General features: G+C 44.4%; 12 protein-coding genes and 1 tRNA gene. 6 read left to right on the forward strand and 7 right to left on the reverse strand.

Going from position 1 to position 18,431, the window contains the following annotated elements:
• Positions 1 to 513: 513 nt before the first annotated feature.
• Both ACO1R6_RS12230 and ACO1R6_RS12235 read right to left on the reverse strand, forming a co-directional pair.
• Complete coding sequence (locus tag ACO1R6_RS12230) at positions 514 to 1,581, reverse strand: DUF6268 family outer membrane beta-barrel protein (protein WP_486265116.1); 1,068 nt, start codon at positions 1,579 to 1,581, stop codon at positions 514 to 516.
• A 112-nt stretch (positions 1,582 to 1,693) separates the two neighbouring features.
• Positions 1,694 to 5,479 (reverse strand): metallophosphoesterase, encoded by a 3,786-nt coding sequence (locus tag ACO1R6_RS12235; RefSeq protein WP_486265118.1) that lies wholly within the window; start codon positions 5,477 to 5,479, stop codon positions 1,694 to 1,696.
• A 407-nt stretch (positions 5,480 to 5,886) separates the two neighbouring features.
• Between ACO1R6_RS12235 and ACO1R6_RS12240 the strand changes: the two genes are divergently transcribed.
• The gene (locus ACO1R6_RS12240; RefSeq protein WP_486265120.1) at positions 5,887 to 7,074 is read left to right on the forward strand and encodes a Pycsar system effector family protein; all 1,188 of its coding nucleotides are present in this window, start codon (positions 5,887 to 5,889) and stop codon (positions 7,072 to 7,074) included.
• Between the two features lie 177 nt (positions 7,075 to 7,251).
• Here ACO1R6_RS12240 and ACO1R6_RS12245 read toward each other — a convergent pair whose 3' ends face one another.
• The gene (locus ACO1R6_RS12245) at positions 7,252 to 8,415 is read right to left on the reverse strand and encodes a DUF2652 domain-containing protein (RefSeq protein WP_486265122.1); all 1,164 of its coding nucleotides are present in this window, start codon (positions 8,413 to 8,415) and stop codon (positions 7,252 to 7,254) included.
• Between the two features lie 250 nt (positions 8,416 to 8,665).
• Between ACO1R6_RS12245 and ACO1R6_RS12250 the strand changes: the two genes are divergently transcribed.
• The 3 genes from ACO1R6_RS12250 (at position 8,666) to ACO1R6_RS12260 (ending at position 10,495) form a co-directional block, all read left to right on the forward strand.
• Positions 8,666 to 8,737 (forward strand) — tRNA-Arg (locus tag ACO1R6_RS12250).
• Between the two features lie 296 nt (positions 8,738 to 9,033).
• Complete coding sequence (locus tag ACO1R6_RS12255) at positions 9,034 to 9,567, forward strand: YceI family protein (protein WP_486265123.1); 534 nt, start codon at positions 9,034 to 9,036, stop codon at positions 9,565 to 9,567.
• 157 nt (positions 9,568 to 9,724) lie between these two features.
• Positions 9,725 to 10,495: a pseudouridine synthase gene (locus ACO1R6_RS12260; RefSeq protein WP_486265125.1), complete on the forward strand. Its 771-nt coding sequence runs from the start codon at positions 9,725 to 9,727 to the stop codon at positions 10,493 to 10,495.
• A gap of 131 nt (positions 10,496 to 10,626) precedes the next feature.
• Here the strand turns inward: ACO1R6_RS12260 and ACO1R6_RS12265 are convergent, their stop codons facing one another.
• The 4 genes from ACO1R6_RS12265 to ACO1R6_RS12280 all read right to left on the reverse strand — a co-directional run bounded on the left by ACO1R6_RS12265 (position 10,627) and on the right by ACO1R6_RS12280 (position 15,478).
• The gene (locus ACO1R6_RS12265) at positions 10,627 to 11,970 is read right to left on the reverse strand and encodes an APC family permease (protein WP_486265126.1); all 1,344 of its coding nucleotides are present in this window, start codon (positions 11,968 to 11,970) and stop codon (positions 10,627 to 10,629) included.
• 98 nt (positions 11,971 to 12,068) lie between these two features.
• A complete protein-coding gene (locus ACO1R6_RS12270) occupies positions 12,069 to 13,112 on the reverse strand; it encodes an LLM class flavin-dependent oxidoreductase (protein ID WP_486265128.1) in 1,044 nt (347 codons plus the stop codon).
• A 51-nt stretch (positions 13,113 to 13,163) separates the two neighbouring features.
• Positions 13,164 to 13,439, reverse strand: a complete 276-nt coding sequence (locus ACO1R6_RS12275) for an ArsR/SmtB family transcription factor (RefSeq protein ID WP_486265130.1) — start codon at positions 13,437 to 13,439, stop codon at positions 13,164 to 13,166.
• Positions 13,440 to 13,525: 86 nt separating this feature from the next.
• Positions 13,526 to 15,478 carry a PAS domain-containing protein gene (locus ACO1R6_RS12280; RefSeq protein ID WP_486265132.1) on the reverse strand — a complete coding sequence of 651 codons (1,953 nt, stop codon included), beginning with the start codon at positions 15,476 to 15,478 and terminating at the stop codon, positions 13,526 to 13,528.
• 359 nt (positions 15,479 to 15,837) lie between these two features.
• On the opposite strand from ACO1R6_RS12280, the gene ACO1R6_RS12285 reads away from it, so the two are divergent.
• Both ACO1R6_RS12285 and ACO1R6_RS12290 read left to right on the forward strand, forming a co-directional pair.
• The gene (locus tag ACO1R6_RS12285; RefSeq protein WP_486265134.1) at positions 15,838 to 16,860 is read left to right on the forward strand and encodes a formylglycine-generating enzyme family protein; all 1,023 of its coding nucleotides are present in this window, start codon (positions 15,838 to 15,840) and stop codon (positions 16,858 to 16,860) included.
• Between the two features lie 39 nt (positions 16,861 to 16,899).
• The gene (locus ACO1R6_RS12290; RefSeq protein WP_486265135.1) at positions 16,900 to 18,240 is read left to right on the forward strand and encodes a Gfo/Idh/MocA family protein; all 1,341 of its coding nucleotides are present in this window, start codon (positions 16,900 to 16,902) and stop codon (positions 18,238 to 18,240) included.
• Positions 18,241 to 18,431: the final 191 nt, after the last annotated feature.

Below are 18,431 nucleotides of genomic sequence, written 5' to 3' on the forward strand. Positions count from 1 at the left end.
AGAAGTAGATAAACTCTGGCAAATAATTTTTGTAATTGGCCTGGTATTATTTTTGGTTTTAAGGACCTTAAAAAAGAACACCAAAATATTAGATATTGCTGGCCGGTAATATTTAATTAAGGTATACACGGAACCGTTTAGTTAATATTTAGCTATTCCTGTAAATAATACCTTCAGCTAAATACGGGTAGGGCCGCATTACCTAAAAAATAATTAGAACCTACCAGCGTTTTGAAAATTTCATAGAAGTCTGACTTTGCCATTTGTTTTCACCGGCAAAAAGTTAGATTGAAGCTAACAGATTGGCGGTGATAACCCCACCAATGGCGACCAGAAGCACTTTTGAAGAAACGCTAAACAGGTTCTTAGAAAAGAAGGAATATTTTTAAGCATAAATTAAAAAAGGACCTGATGCCCAAGCACCAGGTCCTTTTTTTGCACAGTTTATTCATACGAATACAGCCGCTTTTTGAATGTATTTAGCCTGGTCATCAATAGCAAAAAAGCTGCTTTTTATTGCTTCAGAAAACGACGGGGCGGTACCAGAAATATTTCCAGGTTAAACAAGGCCGCTCCTTTTAATTTATTTCGGATAAGCGGCTCTTCTCTTTTAGCGAATATAAAGCCATCGTTGGCATCTTTCTCAAAAACATTAAAATTTAAATTTAACCGGTAACCCGCCTCCGCGCCAAACCACAGAAAATCATAAATTTCACGTTCCCACCGCAAACGGCCGCGTATTTCGGAGCGCCGCAACTCCAGGGTTTCGAAACCGGCAAATTCAGGGTTATTAATGTTAATATTATAGCTGGCACCATCTACAGAAAAGCCACCAAACCACAACGAACGCTCCGAGGCATTGTAACGCAAATCGGCATTGGCGGGTAAAATAGCTTCAATGCCCCACTTAGGATTAAAAGTACGGTTGTATAAAAAGGCCGGGTAAATACGCTGCCGTCCCAAAGCATACCCTAACTGCACCCCAAATCCGTAAGAATAAGCCGGACTCTTTTTCCAACCGTACAAAAACTCGACAGTGGTTTTTAAATAATCCGGAATAGCCACTTCTTTAGAAGAATAATCGCCGTTGAGCTCGCCTTTAGCCCGTAAAACATAAAAATTCTTTTCGTTTATGGGCCGCAACATAACCAGTTGCCCACTAATGGTTTTTAGATTTTTGTCTTCGATGTTGTTGTAAAAAGCGTACTCCGGCGGAAACGGATATTCAAAATTAAACTCCTCGAAAAAATAGTTAAAGCCCGCTACTAGTTTAAAATGCGGATTATTTACCAAGGGGGCATACGCCTTAATATCTAATTTATTATTTCGGCGTACTTCGGCTTTTTTATTACCAATACCGGCTTGCGGCGAGGTAGAAGTAATGCCAAAATCGGGTAGTACCTCGTAGTTTATAATAATGCCTTTGCTTTTACCCATTCCCAGTACCGACGGATTGGCAAATTCTTTTTCGTCGGGCTGATGACTTTGGGTATTTAGGGTATCGGGTTGGGCGCACGCTTGCCAACTCGTAAACCCTGAAAACAGCAGAAAAAGCCCTAAATATTTTGCCCAACCTTTCATGTATAGATTATTTTTATAGCCTGAGTTTTCTTCTTTCCGGTAAACTGCTTTTGATTTATTTAATAACTAGTTTACTCGTACGTGCCGGTCCGGCGCTCCAACTTTTATTCTTTTAAAATAAAAATCCAAAATTTAAGTTAAATAGCTTTTCCTTTTCGCCAACGGTGTAAGTGCCCGAGACTACGGCTTTGCGCAAAATATCCAACCAAACGCCGCCCCCAATACCCCGGTGCAGCCCACTAAATAACCGGCTATCGGTGTCGTTATCGGCAAATACCCGGCCGTGATCAATTAAGCCCAGTACCCCAAATTTGCCCGGAAACAGGTACATGTTAAACCGAAATAACTGCAATCGGGCTTCGGCATTGGCGTAAACGGTACTGCGTCCGGCATACCGGGTTATACGATAACCACGTAAGTTGGTAGTACCGCCCAGGCTATTTGCCTGGTAAAACCGGTAGTCGCCGAAATTATGTGCGCCGCCAATACGCCCCGCCCAGGTTACCTGAAACGGAAACTGTGGGGTCAGATAAAAAACGACTTCCGAGGCAACACGGGTAAACGCTAATTGTTCCTGGCTCAACTGTCGGTTTACCGATACCTCATTCAGCCATTTAATACCAATAGTAGGGTTAACCTCGTTATTTACGGCAACCAAATGCATGAAGGCTTTAACGCCCAAATATTTATTTGTCCGGAAAGAACTGGCATCGGTTTCGGAAGCGGCAATTAAAGCTCGTGCCTGGGCACCTGTAGATTCCCGCTCTACCTGAAACTGATCGTAAGTAGGGCCAATACCTATTTTCAGAAAGTGGAAAATATTGCGGGTAAGCATCGGGGCCAGAATAAACCGGTGAAACCGCACCCGGTAATCCCGGATGTTTTCTTCGTTGGCTTCGGTATTGTTGCCTTGCCCAAAATAATTAGAGAGTAATTGCGGCCCGTTTATACTGGTGTTAAAATCCAGATCCCACTTCCGGAGCAAGCCGGTATAAATACCCCGGTAACGCAGGTTATAAGCGCCCGTAGCAAAAGCATAATTGCCTAATAAATGGTGTTCCGAAGCAAAAGGATCTTTCCGGAAACCAAAGGTTCGGTAAACCAGGCCACCACCCAGGTAAAGCTGGTCGTCTGCGTTGTACTGCAAAGCCAGTCGGGGCCCCAGGTAAGCAATACGGTGGTCGTCGCGGTTATATACATTTACTTCGCCGGCGGTTTCGGTGCGGTTTTTCGTTTCCGGGCCAAACTGGAAAAAATTATCGTTGGGGGTATCGTACACAAGTGTTTTGCGGCGCAGGCCACCTACCCGCGAATTATCTATAATGCTGTCGCGGTCGCTGCCGCCAATAATCCGGACTAAAATGCCGCGCTTGGCTTCGCCGGTTACTTCAAAAACATCTTTTCCGTCGAGGCCATACAGCCGTATTTCTTTCGTTTCGTTTGTCTGGAAAGTGCGGTTATACAACTTACGGCCAATGGTACCGTCTTTTTTAATATTGCGTACCGTTACTTCGGTTTCCTGGTTGTTCAGGCGTTTAACTGTAAAATATTCGGTTCGGTTGCTACCGGCCACATCCACCGTTTTAGACAGAAACGTATAATAATCGGCGGCCAGTTGGGGCAATAAATCGCGGCGCGATTTAAGTTTAGCCGCAATTTCGGGAGCCGACATGGCGTATACCTCTTGGGGAAAGCGCTTCAGGGCTTCTTCAATTACGGCATCGTTTACATCGGTTTTAAGTTTTTCGGCCAGGCTTACCCATTCTTTTTTGGTTACCCGCGATAAAAAAGTACGGTCGTTGGCCAGCGCACTTAGGTTCAGGCCAATATAATCGTTGTATTCGTAGCCAAAGTTCTGGAAATTGCGGATTCCCCATTTGCGGGTAGCGAGGTAAGGCAGCAAGCCATCTACTTTAAAGAAAGCCACATCGCGATCTTTGGGAACCGGAACAAAAATACGGCCATCATCGGTTTTGCGTTCTACCCACCGCCACTGGCCTTCGTGGCGGTCCCAATCGCCAATAAGCATATCAAACAAGCGGGCCCGGGCAAAGGCCAGTTCATCTACCTCGTTGTCGTTGTTATCAATTTTGCGCTCCAATACTTTATCAGTGCCTACCAGATTTTGGGCATTACCTAAACTGGCTACATCCTGGTGATTTTCGTCGGGGTTTTCTTCGAGTATACCAATGGTCTTGCCAAACAAAGGCCCATATTGCCCCAAGGCCGGGTCGGTGGGCACATAAAATAACTGGGGATTAACATGGAAAACACCGGCCGCCTTGGCCAAAGGGGGCAGTACCAGGGCGCCGTACGGGTGTTGGGCCGATACCTGGTCCTGTAAAATATCTTTGGCAATGGTTTCGCGGAGTTGCAGGGGCAATACCTGGGCCGGATTTTTGTTTACCGAACGTAAGGTATATTCTTCGCCGTCTTCGTTGCGAAGGCGCAACGACAAAGTTTGTTTACCACCACCCACGCGGTACGGCCGCAAACCTTTCTTTTCGGTGCGTAAATCCAGGTAAGGCATTTTAACCGGAGTAGCCCAAACAGGCCGGTAATGCTCTCCTAAAAAGAACTTTTTAAAATTTGTAGCCAGGTAATTGGTATTGGCCGCTAAAGTTATGGTACTATCGCGGTAGTTGCGCGTAGACAAGGCCGGGGTTTTATCCTGAGTTTGGCTTTGAGCCACCTGCCCACTTGCCTGGTTGTACATTTTGGTCCGGAAAACTATTTCGCCTTTGGAACCATCGCCTACAGGCTCCCAAAATTCAACCCAAACCTCGCCGTTGTTGTAATAATTTACTTTGGCGTAGCCTTTGGCTTCGTGGCCGAAAACCGCATCGCCGCCGCCTCTTTTCAGGTGCTGTATTTTACAACCCGAACCGCTCACAATGGTATTTACATTGCCGGTAACAAAATGCTGGATGCTGTGCTCATGGCCGGCCGCATACACCACATTGGGGTACCGCTGAAAAATATTCATAAGTCCCTGGGCATACGCCTGGTACTTGGGATGGGAAATATCCTGGCTAATGCCACCGTATTTACGCGCCCAGGGGTAAATAGACCCCACTACCGGCATTGGCAGAAACAACCACGGCTTTAAAGCGGTAAGCGGAAAAAAGTGGTCTAACACCGTAAACCTACCCCCGTGGTAACCATTGCTAAAAATAGGATGGTGCCCCACTACCATTATATTTTTGCCTTTGTTGCGGCTAATAATATCTTCTATTTGGGCCAGTACCTCTACCTCATCGGCTACATCGCAATAATTATTGGCGCCATAGGGGCGTTCTTCATCCTGCAGCCACCATTGCGAGTTTAAGGCTATCAATACAATATCTTCCTGCAAAAACACTTCGTAAGGTCCGGGACAGCCTTCATCGGGCACAAAAAAATTCCCTCCCGATACAAAAGTGGTGTCGCGGAGATACTCTTCTACAAATACTTCCTGCCGGATTACCGACCGTAAGCCACCCGGCAAGCCTTGGGCCCAATCGTGGTTACCCGGAATCATATACTTTTCGCCTTTGTAGCCTTTAAACCGGTCGAGCTGGGTAATCAGGCGCTCTTCGTCGGTTTTACGGCCCGGCGAGCCGGCTTCGGTTAAACCATAAGAATAAATATTATCGCCCAGGAAAATGGTGGCGCTGTTGGCCCCAACGGCTTTTATTTGCGATTCCAGTAATTTAAGCGAGGGTTCCAGCGGCTCCTTTTCGGGAGCACCCACATCACCAATCAAAAAAATAGTGTATCTTATCTTGCTGGTATCAGGCGACTGTACAGATTTCCAGTTGGCAACCTCATTGCTGTAATAAGGTTTATATAGGGCGCAGGCATTGGCGAAAAATATTAGAGCTATAGATAATAAATAAACCAGATATCGATGCTTCATGGAAATAGGGTAATAGGTATTTCTAACGGATAAAAATTAATATCCCATTTGGTTTAAGCCTACCGCTGCCTTAATACGTTAAATACGTAATAAGTTAGCACCACCAGGCGGTAAATTTTATTTGGGTTACAGATAAATGAGTTACTGGTATCTGACGTAGATTAACCTTAAATGTTTTGCTAGCAGCGCTAAATAATAGAACTTAACTATATTACCGGCAACACCAGCATAAATAGGCACTCCAAAAGTAACAGGTCGGCGCGTACTAAGATGCCGTTCAGCAAACTTTCGGGTTTTAAATGCGTTTCAAAACCCGGAAAGCATACCGAACCATTATTTTAACAAAATAACCCATAACGGGTTTACTAAATGGTTCCTTTAGAACCAACCTTTGTGTTAGCACAATTATGAAAGATCAGGAAATTATACCGCAAGCCAGTAACTATGTTTTTACTTTATTTAAGGAGCGCTTGTCGCGGAAGTTAGTTTACCACAATTACAAACATACCGCCGAAACGGCCAAAGAAGTGCGTAGTCTGGCGCAAAACTACAACCTGCCCCCCGAAGACCTGGAAGCCCTGGAACTGGCGGCCTGGTTTCATGATACCGGCTACGTAGATACCTACACGGGTCACGAAGAAAAAAGCGTAGAATTTGCTACGGCTTTCCTGGAAGATAATGGCTACCCCGCCGATCGGATACAGGTGGTAACAGATTGCATTATGGCCACAAAACACGATGTACCTACTACTACCCTGCTCCAGGAAATTTTAGCCGATGCCGATATATCTAATATTGGAAAAGAAATATTTTTTTCGAATGCCGAGCTGTTGCGGGTAGAATGGGAAGTATTTTTAAATAAATTTTTTACCGATGCCGAGTGGGCGCAGTACCAACTCGATTTTTTATCTGGCCAGGAGTTCAGAACCGAAGCTGCCCGGCAGCAATTTGGCGAGCAGCTTAAAGCCAATATTCAGGAGCAGCGCAACCGGCACGAGGTATTGGTGAAAGACCAGAAGAAAAAGAATAAGAAACAACGCGAAACCTTGGCTCAGCCCAAACGAGGTATCGAAACCATGTTCAACTCTACGTACCAAAACCATATGTCGCTGAGTAGTATTGCCGATAACAAAGCCAACATGATGATAAGTCTGAATGCCATTATTTTGTCGGTAATTATTACATATCTGGGCGCAAAAACATCGGTGTTGGGTACTGAGTTTACCCGTAACCCTATTTTAATGGTGCCGGTGGGCATTCTTATTCTTACGACCTTAGGCTCGGTGGTTTCGGCTATTATGTCGGCGCAGCCCGAGGTTACCAGCTTTAATATTCGCCCGAACAAGGTAAAAAGCAAAAAGGTAAATATTTTGTTTTTCGGTAATTTTACCAAGCTCCCCCTCGAAGACTTTCAGGCGGGTATGCACGAACTCATGCGGGAAAAAGATACGCTTTACAACAACATGATTACTGATATTTATTACCTGGGCGATGTATTAAGTAAAAAATACCGTTTACTGCGCATCTCGTACACCATTTTTATGATTGGTTTAATCTTAACCGTACTGGCATTTATTGTAGCGATAGTAAGATAGTGGTTAGTGGTTAGTGGTTAGTGGTTAGTGGTTAGTGGTTAGTAGGGTATTGCCTTGCCGGAGCGGGGTTGCTTTAAACCCAAATATTTTGCGGGAAATAATCAGCCCCAATAACATGTATCTAATAATTGAATTTCGAACATGAAAATTCCCGAATCCGAGCAACGATTAACGAAATTACCGCGGATGCTCCTGGTACATGCGTTCGCAGAGGCTTTTGAGGTTCCGGATAGATTTGCCCAGGAATATTTTCATGCGGCGGCGCAGGAAGAATGCGTGGAAGAAACTAGCCACGGCCGTAGGGTTGTAATGAAACTTTAACTGCACAAAGGTATGCTCCCGGTCTACCACCGTCAGGTAAAAAAACAGTAAGGCATTCGGAAATATCCGGAAATTAGAAATTTTCTCGACGTACTCAATCCGCTCTTCGCCAATAAAACTCTGAATCGTTTGCATATCAATCTGGCCCCGGTTTAAATCGCATTTATACGAAAGGCCCAGCCGGTTGGCTTTGGTGGTATCAAAGTGCACTTTGGTCATGCCCACCATCCAGGCGGGTTTAAGCCTAAAATTGCTGATAATGCGCAAAATATACCGGGCCGGCGCTTTAATGGTAATGCTGGCAGCATACACGTTGGGGTATTTGTTTTTACCTTCTATGGGCCGGCTACTGGTAACCAACAAGCGCAACGGCGTTAAAAAAGCGTAGCGGTACGCTATCTGGCCCAGGTGCTCATAATAAGTAGAACCTTTACGTAACTGCGTCCAGCTAAAATTGGGTTTAATGGTTTCTTCGGGTTGGGTTTTCAGGTAATCTTCGCTCAGCAACACGTACTCATCGCCTTCTATATCGTTTTTAAGCAGGCGGTGGGCAATAATTACATCTTTGCCCATGAGCTTAATGTATTCCCGGATTTGAGTTACGCTTAGCTGGCCGTAATGCACCACCACTTTTAAAGTAAGCCGGCTATCCGACAAAGAAGCGCCTAACTCAGAACCGGTATCGCGCTCTACAATCCGGAGGTAATTCTGAAAATCGACAAATATTTGCTTGCATTGGTTTATTACTTCCTGTACCGTAGGCGGCGGGCCCAGCCGGTAAAACAAAACGGCATCGCCCTGAATCTCCGACAAAGACATATCCAGAATATTGGCTTCAATAATTATTTCGAGCAAATCGGCAATTAAATTGCGACTGGTTCTAATACCGGTTTCGTTTACAAATTTGGTAAAGCCACTAATATCCGGAATAAAAATCAGGGCTGGTTGGGTATCATCGGCGTTGTTAGGAGCCGGAACCTGGGGAGATAAATTTTTTAACTGCTTATTCAAAATGCCCATTACTGCCGGCGTTATCCTTACTTAGATGTAGCTATTACGGTAAAAACAAAAATTAACTAACGCCTTTGGCTTAATTTTAAATAATATTAATCCTTCTTCTAAACTACGCCCCACCGGTAAGGTTTAACAAAGCAGCTATATACACGTAACCACCCGGGCTTGTGTTACTGCAAACGCCTAATTTACCATGGCTTTTGGTATTTGGTTTATATTTAAATAAATTTGTACTACTTGTTGCTGGCAGCAAGCCGGCTGCGTAGTTCAATGGATAGAATAGAAGTTTCCTAAACTTTTGATATGGGTTCGATTCCCGTCGCGGCTACTAGAAACTTGATAACCAAAGTGTTATCAGGTTTTTTATTTAAAAACATTCGCTGCTCTTTTTGGCAATGCTAAAACACACGTTAATATAAAAAAACGGCTTAGGAAAAACTCTAAGCCGTTTTTTTATATCCGCTAAAGCAGCAAATAATAAAATTTCAGGCTAATTATAAATATTTAACCACTTGTTCTTTGTCTGGAACGAAATCTTGATTATGTTTGCAAAAATAACAGTGTTATATTATATAACATACACAAAATTTATTATTACTATTATAAAATTTACTTAGATTAAAAATGGCAGCAACCAAATGGTCTTTAGACCTTTCGCATAGTGAATTAAGCTTTAAAATTAAGCACTTAATGATTTCCAATGTTACCGGAAAGTTTACCAAGTTTGACGTAGCGGCTGAAACCGAAGGTGATGATTTTTCAGCGGCAAAATTAATTGCCAATATTGATGTAGCTTCTATTGATACTAGCAATGAACAACGCGATGCGCATTTGCGTAATGCTGATTTTTTTGGCGTAGAAGCCCATCCGAACATGCAGTTTGTTTCTACCAAAGTAGAAAAAGTAGACGAAGACACCTTCCATCTTTATGGCAATTTAACCATAAAAGATACCACCAAGCCTATCAAACTTTCCGTTGAAAACAATGGTCTGGCCACTGACCCTTGGGGTAACTTAAAAGCCGGTTTTTCTATCAGCGGTAAAATTAACCGCAAAGATTGGGGTATTAATTACAATGCAGCCCTTGAAACAGGTGGTGTAATGTTAGGAGAAGAATTAAAAATACAAGGCGAAGTACAGTTAGTAAAACAAGCCTAACTTACCGCTACTATTTTTAACAAAAGAGGCTGTTTAATAAATAAACAGCCTCTTTTGTTTTCTGGTAAAATGCCTTAGGCGGCGGTACTATAAACGTTCTTAGGGCTGTGGTAAAAAATATTTCTGTAATTTGCAGCAATAATAAGTTAGAATAAAAGTGCTGGAGATTATTTACGACGATGCGCAATATGTAGCCATTAATAAACCCAATGGCTTGTTGGTACACCGTACCCGCATTGCCGAAGAAAAAAAAGAGTTTGCCCTGCAATTACTGCGCGATCAGTTGGGTTATCGCCTGTACCCCTTGCACCGCCTAGACCGCGGCACCTCGGGCGTATTGCTTTTTGCCAAAACATCTGAAGCCGCTGCCCCGCTAACAAAAGCATTTGCGGAACGGCAGCCCGATAAAACGTATTTTGCCATTGTAAGGGGGTACGCTCCGGAAACCGGCACCATCGACAGTCCTATTCGCCCGGACAAAGACCACCAACACAAAGAAGCCCAGGAGGCGGTTACCCATTTTAGCCGGCTTGCCACAGTAGAATTACCTATTCCGGTGGGCCGTTACGCCACTGCCCGCTATAGCTTGGTTAAAATTAAGCCCGAAACCGGCCGAATGCACCAAATACGTAAACATTTTGCCCACCTGCGGCACTACATTGTCGGCGACAAAAAGCACGGCGACTGGCGCCACAACCGTATGTTTCTGGATGAGTTAAACAGTCCGGACCTGTTGCTGCATGCCGCCACGCTTACGTTTGTGCATCCGTCTACCAGCCAAATAATTCAGATAAAGGCGCAAATGCCCGAAAATATGCGCCGCCTTTGTCAGCAGTTTTCCTGGGGCGCGGTACTGGCCGCGCAAGAAACGCTACCGCAGCCGGTGCCGGTGGTTGCAGTTGAAGCAATCACGGCTCCAGCCAGTTAATATTTTTTGCAGTCGAAAAATGTGATATTTATTTAAACCAGCAGCCCTCTGGCGCAGAAGTAACGCTTAGGTTCTAAAATGATAAAGGAAGAAGTGCTTTAAACCTTAGCAGACTATAAAAACTTAGGGAACTATTCTTCTATTAAAAACGGCCATTCTTTATTCAGTTTGGCTTTGATAAAGTACACTACTACCCCCAGGCCAATTACAAATAAACCGGATAGTACCAAAGTTAAACCCGTGGAAATTAATATGCCGAGCCACAGTGCAATACCTAAAAACACCGGCAACGGAAACAAAGGCATTTTATACGGAAACTGGGTGTGGGTACGGCTTTTTCGGAGAAGTAATAAGCCAAACGCCTGGCCAATAAACTGCACTAAAATACGCATAGCCAAAATGGCGCTAATTACATCGCTTAACTTAAACAATAAACTAAATACAAATCCTATGCCCCCTAAAAACAACAAGGATATATGCGGAAAATGTTTGGTGGGATGTAAAGTGGCAAATATTTTAAAGAAAGCACCGTCGGCGGCAGCGGCGTATGGTATGCGACTATAGCCCAACGTAGCCGAAAACACCGACGCGAAAGCCACCCATAAAATAAGTACCGTCACAATTTTAGCAGCCGTATCGCCGGCGAGTACCTGCATAAACTCGCTAACCACAAAAGCACTTTCTTTGGCTTGCTGCCACGGAATTACACTTACCACGCTAATATTCATGAGCAGGTACAAAACCGCTATCCCCGCAATAGACAAAAACATACTGCGCGGAATATTTTTAGCCGGATCGATAATTTCGCCGCCCAGGTGGCAAATATTATAATAACCTAAGTAACTGTAAACGGTTTTTACACTGGCAAAACCAATAGCCGTTACCAAAGCATAATTTACGGTTAAGCCCTCGTTCATATCCCGGATAGGTTGGCTAAAATTACCGTGGGCCAGGCCGCCGCCAATAATCCAGAGCAAGGTAAAAATAACGCCGCCCCACAAAAAAACGCTTATTTTGCCAATAGCTTCTATTTTACGATAAAGCAACAATACAATTAAAAGTACTACGCCGCCGCTTACCGCTTTTGCCGCCAGCGGACTTAAAGGCACCAGGTAAGAAAAATAAGAAGCAAACCCAATAGCTGCCGAAGCAATAACCAAAGGGGCTTGAATCATGGTTTGCCAGACAAACAAAAAGCTCATTAACTTACCCCCGCTATTTTTGCCGTAAGCTTCTTTCAGGAAATTGTAGGAACCACCGGCTTTGGGGAAGGCAGCACCCAATTCGCTCCAGATCATAGCATCTACAAAAGAAAGCACCGCCCCGGCTACCCAGGCATACAAAAAATACGGACCATTCATCATGCCAATAACCATGGGCAAGGTTATAAAGGGCCCAATGCCCACCATGTCAATCATGTTTATGGCCGTGGCTTGGCCCAGGTTTAAACGTCTTTCGAGGGTAGTTGTAGGCATATAGCTCTGGTTGGTTTGGTAAATACCGGTTTAAAGAAAAAGGTGCACAATTAAGAAAAGCGGTTGGATTATTACCCAAACCGCTTTTCTTAAATAATTTACGACAGATTAGCCAGGCTGGCTTTTACCTGCTGCTCTTGCTTTAACCGCGATAAGATTTCGTAAGACCGCAGGCGGGCTGTATGTTCGTATATATGCGAAACGACCATTAATTCGTCTACCTGGGTCACGTCTAAGAAATCCTGCAACTTATGCTTAACCGTTTCGGGGCCGCCCACAAATGCATACCGGAACATTTGCTGTACCGCGTACTGTTCGGCACCATCCCAGTATTCGTCTAAATCGTCTACGGGTGCTTGCAGCGGCATAGATTTACCCCGTACTACGCCTAAAGCAAATAAATACAACGAGGTAGCAAGTTTATGAGCCTCTTCGTCGGTGTCGGCGGCCACTACGTTTACACAAGCCAATACTTTGGGCTCTGCTAAACTTTCAGAAGGCCGGAAACTATCGCGGTAAATTTTTAAAGCCGATTCTAGTAAAGTAGGCGCAAAGTGGCTGGCAAAAGCAAATGGTAAGCCCAGCATACCCGCTAATTGGGCGCTAAACGTACTGGAACCCAGTAACCAGATAGGTATTTGTAAGCCTTCGCCGGGTACGGCCCGTACGCGCGCTGCCGGATTAACTGGCCCCAGATAACTTTGTAGTTCGGCTACGTTATTCGGGAAATCTTCTACCGACCCGTGCAGGTTACGCCGCAATGCCATAGCCGTCAATTGGTCGGTGCCGGGTGCCCGACCCAAACCCAAATCAATCCGGCCCGGGTAAAGCGTTTCGAGGGTACCAAATTGCTCGGCTACAATTAAAGGTGCGTGGTTGGGCAGCATAATACCGCCCGAACCTACTCTTATTTTTGAAGTACCGCCTGCAATATACCCAATTAAAACTGCGGTAGCCGTGCTGGCAATGCTTTTCATGTTGTGGTGCTCGGCGAGCCAGAAACGTTTGTAACCCCAGGTTTCGGCGTGTTGCGCCAAATCCAGGCTATTTTTCATAGCAATGGCCGGGGTACTGTTGGCGGTTATGGTTACTAAATCCAGAATGGATAAATTTATATCGGAAAGTTTTTTTTGCGTTGACATCTTTAAATTGTATTTATATATTTAAAAGTTTCGATTGATTGTTAAAAAAAATTATACCTGTAAATGTTGCATTACGTGAATATAATCTTGCCAGATGGCCTGGTTTAAAGTATACATATAGTACCGGCCATCTTTCTGCGGCTGAATTAAATCGGCTTCAATTAATTTTTTAATGTGGTGGCTAATAGAAGGCTGGGCCAGATTAAGAATATTACTAATCTCCATACACTCAATTTTGCCCTGGTTTTGGTGCATGTGCTGTAAAATTTTCAACCGGTTTATATCGCCCAGTGCTTTTGCAATTTTCTCAACCTGTTTTAATTCCATGATTATAATCCATTGATAAATGCAAATGTATAAATATATTTTTTAAATTTAGGCAGTGGTAAAAACATCGGTACTGCTGTTAGCGGTTATTTAAGCATCGGGAACTGTACCAGGAAAGTAGTACCAACCCCTTCTTCGCTTTCCACACGAATGGTGCCATTATTTAAATCTACTATTTTTTTTACCAGGTACATACCCACTCCCCGGCCGGGAATATTGGTGTGTACCCGACCAAAAATCTTAAATATTTTAGCCCGGTCTGCTTCACCTATGCCCAAACCATTATCCTGAACACTTAATTGGAAATAATCTTTCTGTAAACCCGAGGTAATGGTGATAATTAGCGGCCGATCTTTTGCCCGGAATTTAAGCGCATTTGAAACCAGGTTAAACAGTAAGCTGCGCGCGTGCCTGCGGGGAATTTCCAGAAAAGGTATTTCTAATTGTAAATTAATTTGAGCAGCTGCTTCGTTTATCTCCTGGTGAAGTGCCGATTTTATTTCCTCTATCAGCTCGTTTAAGTTAACTAAGCCTTTTTGCTCTTCCTGGTGTATCTCGGTAATGGTGGTTAAATCCCGCAAGGTATTTTTTAAATGGCGAACCGATTTTTGCAAAAAATCTAAATATCTTTCAATGTATTCTTCCTGACCTTTATATTCATTTTTAAGAAAATTAACAATCATTTCGATGTTATTTACCGGCGAGCGTAAATCATGAGCCGTGGTATACACAAAGTGGTCGAGTTCTTCGTTGCGGGCGGCCAACCGGGCATTTTTTAGTTCTAATTCTTTGCGTTCGGTAATGTCCATTACGGTACCCGTAAGTTTTCCTTGCACTTTGCGACCTCGTGCCCACAAATGTTTTAGCTCATTGTTAGCCAATATAATCCGGTATTCTACAGAATAATATTCTTTCTCATTTTTCATGACCGGTGTTACATGGGCCAAAAACCATTCTCTATCTTCCGGATGAATAATAGATAAAATATATTCGCGGGATATTTTTACCGAATCCGGTTCTACGCCATACAACCGGAATAAATTTGGTGACCATTTGGCTTCGGTCATTGCTTCGTCCCACTGAAAAGAACCCATGCGGGCAATTTCCTGGCTTTCGAGTAACATGGCTTGGTTTTGCCGGAATTCTTCTTCTTTTTCCTTCCTGACCGTAATATCCTGAATTACTCCTATTACACGCATTTTACTGTCGGGAGCATCCAGCCGGATTTCGCCTTTTTCCCGCAGCCATTTTTGCTGGTTGTTAACCAATATCCGGTATTCGGCCGAATAAGCTGTTTTTTGCGCAACAGCATCGGCCATGAGGCTTTTGTGAGCAGCCCGATCTGCCGGATGGATGATGCCGAAAAAAGTATCTAAAGAGACATATTCTTCGGTTTCGGGTAAGCCAAGTATACGGTTGAGTTTGGGGGTAGCGTGCACCCTGCCTGCTTCTACTTCTACCACAAAAGAACTTAATTCGGCCACTTCCTGGTTTTCCGAAGATAAGGAATTGTGAACTTTGGGTTTATCCGTTGAAATTATTTGCTCCGCTACTTCTTCCAGGCTTATGTACCCCCAAGCCGTTTGCTGCCCCACAAAAGGAATAACCACCAGTTTGCAATAGATAACCGCCCCATCTTTTTTTATCAGCCAAATGGTTTGCTCCTGGGCAGGAATTTTTCCATTTATAAGTTTTTTGGCTAATGCCTGCCATTCTTCTGCCGCATAGGGATGCGCAAAGGCTGTTATTTTGCTACCAATTAGCTCCTGCGCGGTGTACTCCAACAAAACCGTTAAAGCCTGGTTTGCCAGCACAATCTCCAGATTGCTATTAATGACCATACTACTCAAACAAGACAAAGCCAGTGCCGGCCCAAAGTACTCCTGAGCTTCGGCCATTTGTCTTTGCCATGCTTCCCCGGCTACTTCGTTGGGGTTGTTTGTTATTTCTGGTTTTTGGGGTACCACTAAATTTCTATTTTCAGACGGTGCATTTTGCTGGTTAAATGGTTCTGGGATTGTGCCTGGTTTACTTTCCATAAAGGATCTTTAAAGTTGTACCTACGCTTTTGGCTGGCTACAAGATTTATTTAATTCTTTGGAATAAGCAGGTTTTGACTAATATACCCCAATCCAGATAATCAGGCACTTTAGTTTTTGTTTATTTAACAAATTTTACTGCGCTACCGGGCCAACAAAATTTGTTAAATACTTAACCAGCTTACATGCAGGCAGATTTATTTTTATTTATTATGTTTAACTTTTAAAGCTTTCAAACCAAAACATAAACTTTGCCGGGTCATTAATTAACAAAAAGAGGAAGGCTATTATACTTGGTTATAGCAGAAACTTAAAAAAATCCCGGAATAATGGAATTAATTTTATAACTTTAAGTTAATATGTATTTTTTAAAGAATTATTACTTAACTACTTTTTTATCTGTTTTGCTTATAGGTCTGTTTTGTCCGGCAAATACCGCTGCCCAAACTACCCCGGCCGATTTTAAAGCTTATAAAGAACTAATACCGGGTACTAACGTGGGCTTTGAGTTGCTGCCTATTCAGGGCGGTGAATTTTTAATGGGCAGCCCGGCCGCCGAAGCTGGCCGCAAGCCCGACGAAGGCCCACAGCACAAAGTAAAAATTGAGCCTTTCTGGATGGGTAAGCACGAAGTAGCCTGGGACGAATTTGAAATTTTTGTGTACCGCGAAATTGAAAAACAGTCGATGAATGCTTCTTCCATGACGAAGACCAGCGCCGCCGATGCGGTTTCGCGCCCCAGCCCCCCGTATTTAGATATGACTTTTGGTATGGGCAAAAACGGTTTTCCGGCTGTAAACATGACCCAATTTGCGGCACTTACTTATTGCAAGTGGCTCACGGCCAAAACCGGCCATTTTTACCGCTTACCTACCGAAGCTGAATGGGAATATGCCTGCCGGGCCGGTTCTACTACCGCTTATGCCTTCGGCAACGACAAAGCCAAACTAGATGAATACGCCTGGCACTACAACAACAGCCAGGCGGGCACTAAAAAAGTAGGCAGCAAAAAACCCAATGCCTGGGGCTTGTACGATATGCACGGCAACGTAGCCGAGTGGACTTTAGATCAGTACGATGCCAACTATTACGCAAAATTCGCCAAAGGTACCGCTACCAACCCTTGGTTAAAGCCTACACAACTGTACCCACACGCTTTGCGCGGCGGATCCTGGGACGATGACCCCGAAGCTTTGCGCAGCGCCGCCCGGCAATTTTCTAAACCGGTCTGGAAACAGCGTGATCCGCAAATACCCAAAAGCCAGTGGTGGTTTACCGATGCCCCGTTTGTTGGTTTTCGGGTAGTACGCCCCTTAAAGCAACCATCGGCCGAAGAAATTGCTAAATATTGGTCAGAGCCCATGAAAGATTTTGGAAGTTAATTTATCCACCAGAAATAAAAACCTAAATACGTACTGATTATGAGCGAGAACAAAGACTCTTTATTACCAGCCGGCTTTACCCGGCGCGATTTTGTAAAAGGCTCGGCCGCGTTGGTGGGAGGAGCCTTTATCAGCCAATTGCCTTTTATGGGCGCGTATGCGGCTGGTAGCGACACCCTGAAACTGGCTGTAGTAGGTTGCGGAGGCCGCGGCACCGGGGCAGTTATTCAGGCATTAAGCACCAAAGGCAGTGTAAAGCTGGTAGCCATGGCCGATGCTTTCCGGGACCGTTTAGACGAGAGTTATAGTAATATTTCCAAAAAATTTGAAGGCGATAAAGGCCGGGTAGATGTACCGGAGAAAAATAAATTTACCGGCTTTGACGGTTACAAAAAAGCCATTGCCCTGGCCGATGTTGTAATTTTGACTACGCCACCTGGTTTCCGGCCCATGCATTTTGAAGAAGCCGTAAAAGCCGGCAAGCACGTATTTTTAGAAAAACCGGTTGCCACCGATGCGCCAGGGGTTCGCCAGGTACTGGCGGCCGCTGAAGAAGCCAAAAAGAAAAACCTGAAAGTGGTTATGGGGCTGCAACGCCGCTACCAAAATGCTTACCTCGAAACCATTAAACGCCTGAACGACGGTGCGATTGGCGATATTGTGGGCGCCCAGGCTTATTGGCACAATGCGGGCGTTTGGGTCCGTCCGCGGCAAGCCGGCCAAACCGAAATGGAATACCAAATGCGTAACTGGTATTACTTTAACTGGCTCTGCGGCGACCACATCAATGAACAGCACATTCATAACATAGACGTAGTAAACTGGGTAAAAGGCGGCTATCCGGTAAGTGCCCAGGGTATGGGCGGCCGGCAGGTACGTAACGGTAAAGACCACGGCGAAATTTACGACCACCACTTTGTTGAGTTTACTTACGCCGATGGCACCATCCTGAATAGCCAGTGCCGCCACATACCCAATACCATGAACCGCGTAGAAGAAACTTTCTCGGGCTCCAAAGGCCGGGCTACCCTCTCCGGCGATGGCAAGGGCATTATTACCGACCTGAAAGGCAATGTTATTTATAACCACCGCGGCAAAGACGATCCGAATCCGTACCAAACCGAGCACGATATTTTATTTGCCGCTATCCGGGGAAATAAACCATATAACAACGCCGAGATTGCGGCTAAGAGTACCATGACCGCCATTATGGGCCGCATGGCAACTTATTCTGGTCAGGTAGTGAAATGGGACGATGCCCTTAACTCCGACCTGAGCCTGATGCCGAAAACATTTGCCTGGGATGCCGAAACGCCAACCAAACCCGATGCGAACGGCTTTTATCCGATTCCTACGCCTGGCGTTACCAAAGTAATCTAGGGTTTACTAACTATTAGAAAGTGTTATTGGGGCGTTTGTTTCTGTTACAGAGATAAACGCCCCAATATTTATTAGGCTCCTTTTAGCTTTATAATGTAATCCGATAAAAGATATACGCCTTTGTAATTAATCAGAATAAAATACAGGCAAATGGTCTATCTATTATTAGTACCAGTACGCATCTTAACAAT

It is taken from the genome of Adhaeribacter sp. (genome assembly GCF_057359045.1).

Coding starts and splice junctions, on each gene's coding strand:
- ACO1R6_RS12240 (WP_486265120.1), top strand. CDS start 5,887: ATGAAAGATCAGGAAATTATACCGCAAGCCAGTAACTATGTTTTTACT.
- ACO1R6_RS12230 (WP_486265116.1), bottom strand. CDS start 1,581: ATGAAAGGTTGGGCAAAATATTTAGGGCTTTTTCTGCTGTTTTCAGGG.
- ACO1R6_RS12270 (WP_486265128.1), bottom strand. CDS start 13,112: ATGTCAACGCAAAAAAAACTTTCCGATATAAATTTATCCATTCTGGAT.
- ACO1R6_RS12235 (WP_486265118.1), bottom strand. CDS start 5,479: ATGAAGCATCGATATCTGGTTTATTTATTATCTATAGCTCTAATATTT.
- ACO1R6_RS12255 (WP_486265123.1), top strand. CDS start 9,034: ATGGCAGCAACCAAATGGTCTTTAGACCTTTCGCATAGTGAATTAAGC.
- ACO1R6_RS12285 (WP_486265134.1), top strand. CDS start 15,838: ATGTATTTTTTAAAGAATTATTACTTAACTACTTTTTTATCTGTTTTG.
- ACO1R6_RS12290 (WP_486265135.1), top strand. CDS start 16,900: ATGAGCGAGAACAAAGACTCTTTATTACCAGCCGGCTTTACCCGGCGC.
- ACO1R6_RS12280 (WP_486265132.1), bottom strand. CDS start 15,478: ATGGAAAGTAAACCAGGCACAATCCCAGAACCATTTAACCAGCAAAAT.
- ACO1R6_RS12245 (WP_486265122.1), bottom strand. CDS start 8,415: ATGGGCATTTTGAATAAGCAGTTAAAAAATTTATCTCCCCAGGTTCCG.
- ACO1R6_RS12275 (WP_486265130.1), bottom strand. CDS start 13,439: ATGGAATTAAAACAGGTTGAGAAAATTGCAAAAGCACTGGGCGATATA.
- ACO1R6_RS12265 (WP_486265126.1), bottom strand. CDS start 11,970: ATGCCTACAACTACCCTCGAAAGACGTTTAAACCTGGGCCAAGCCACG.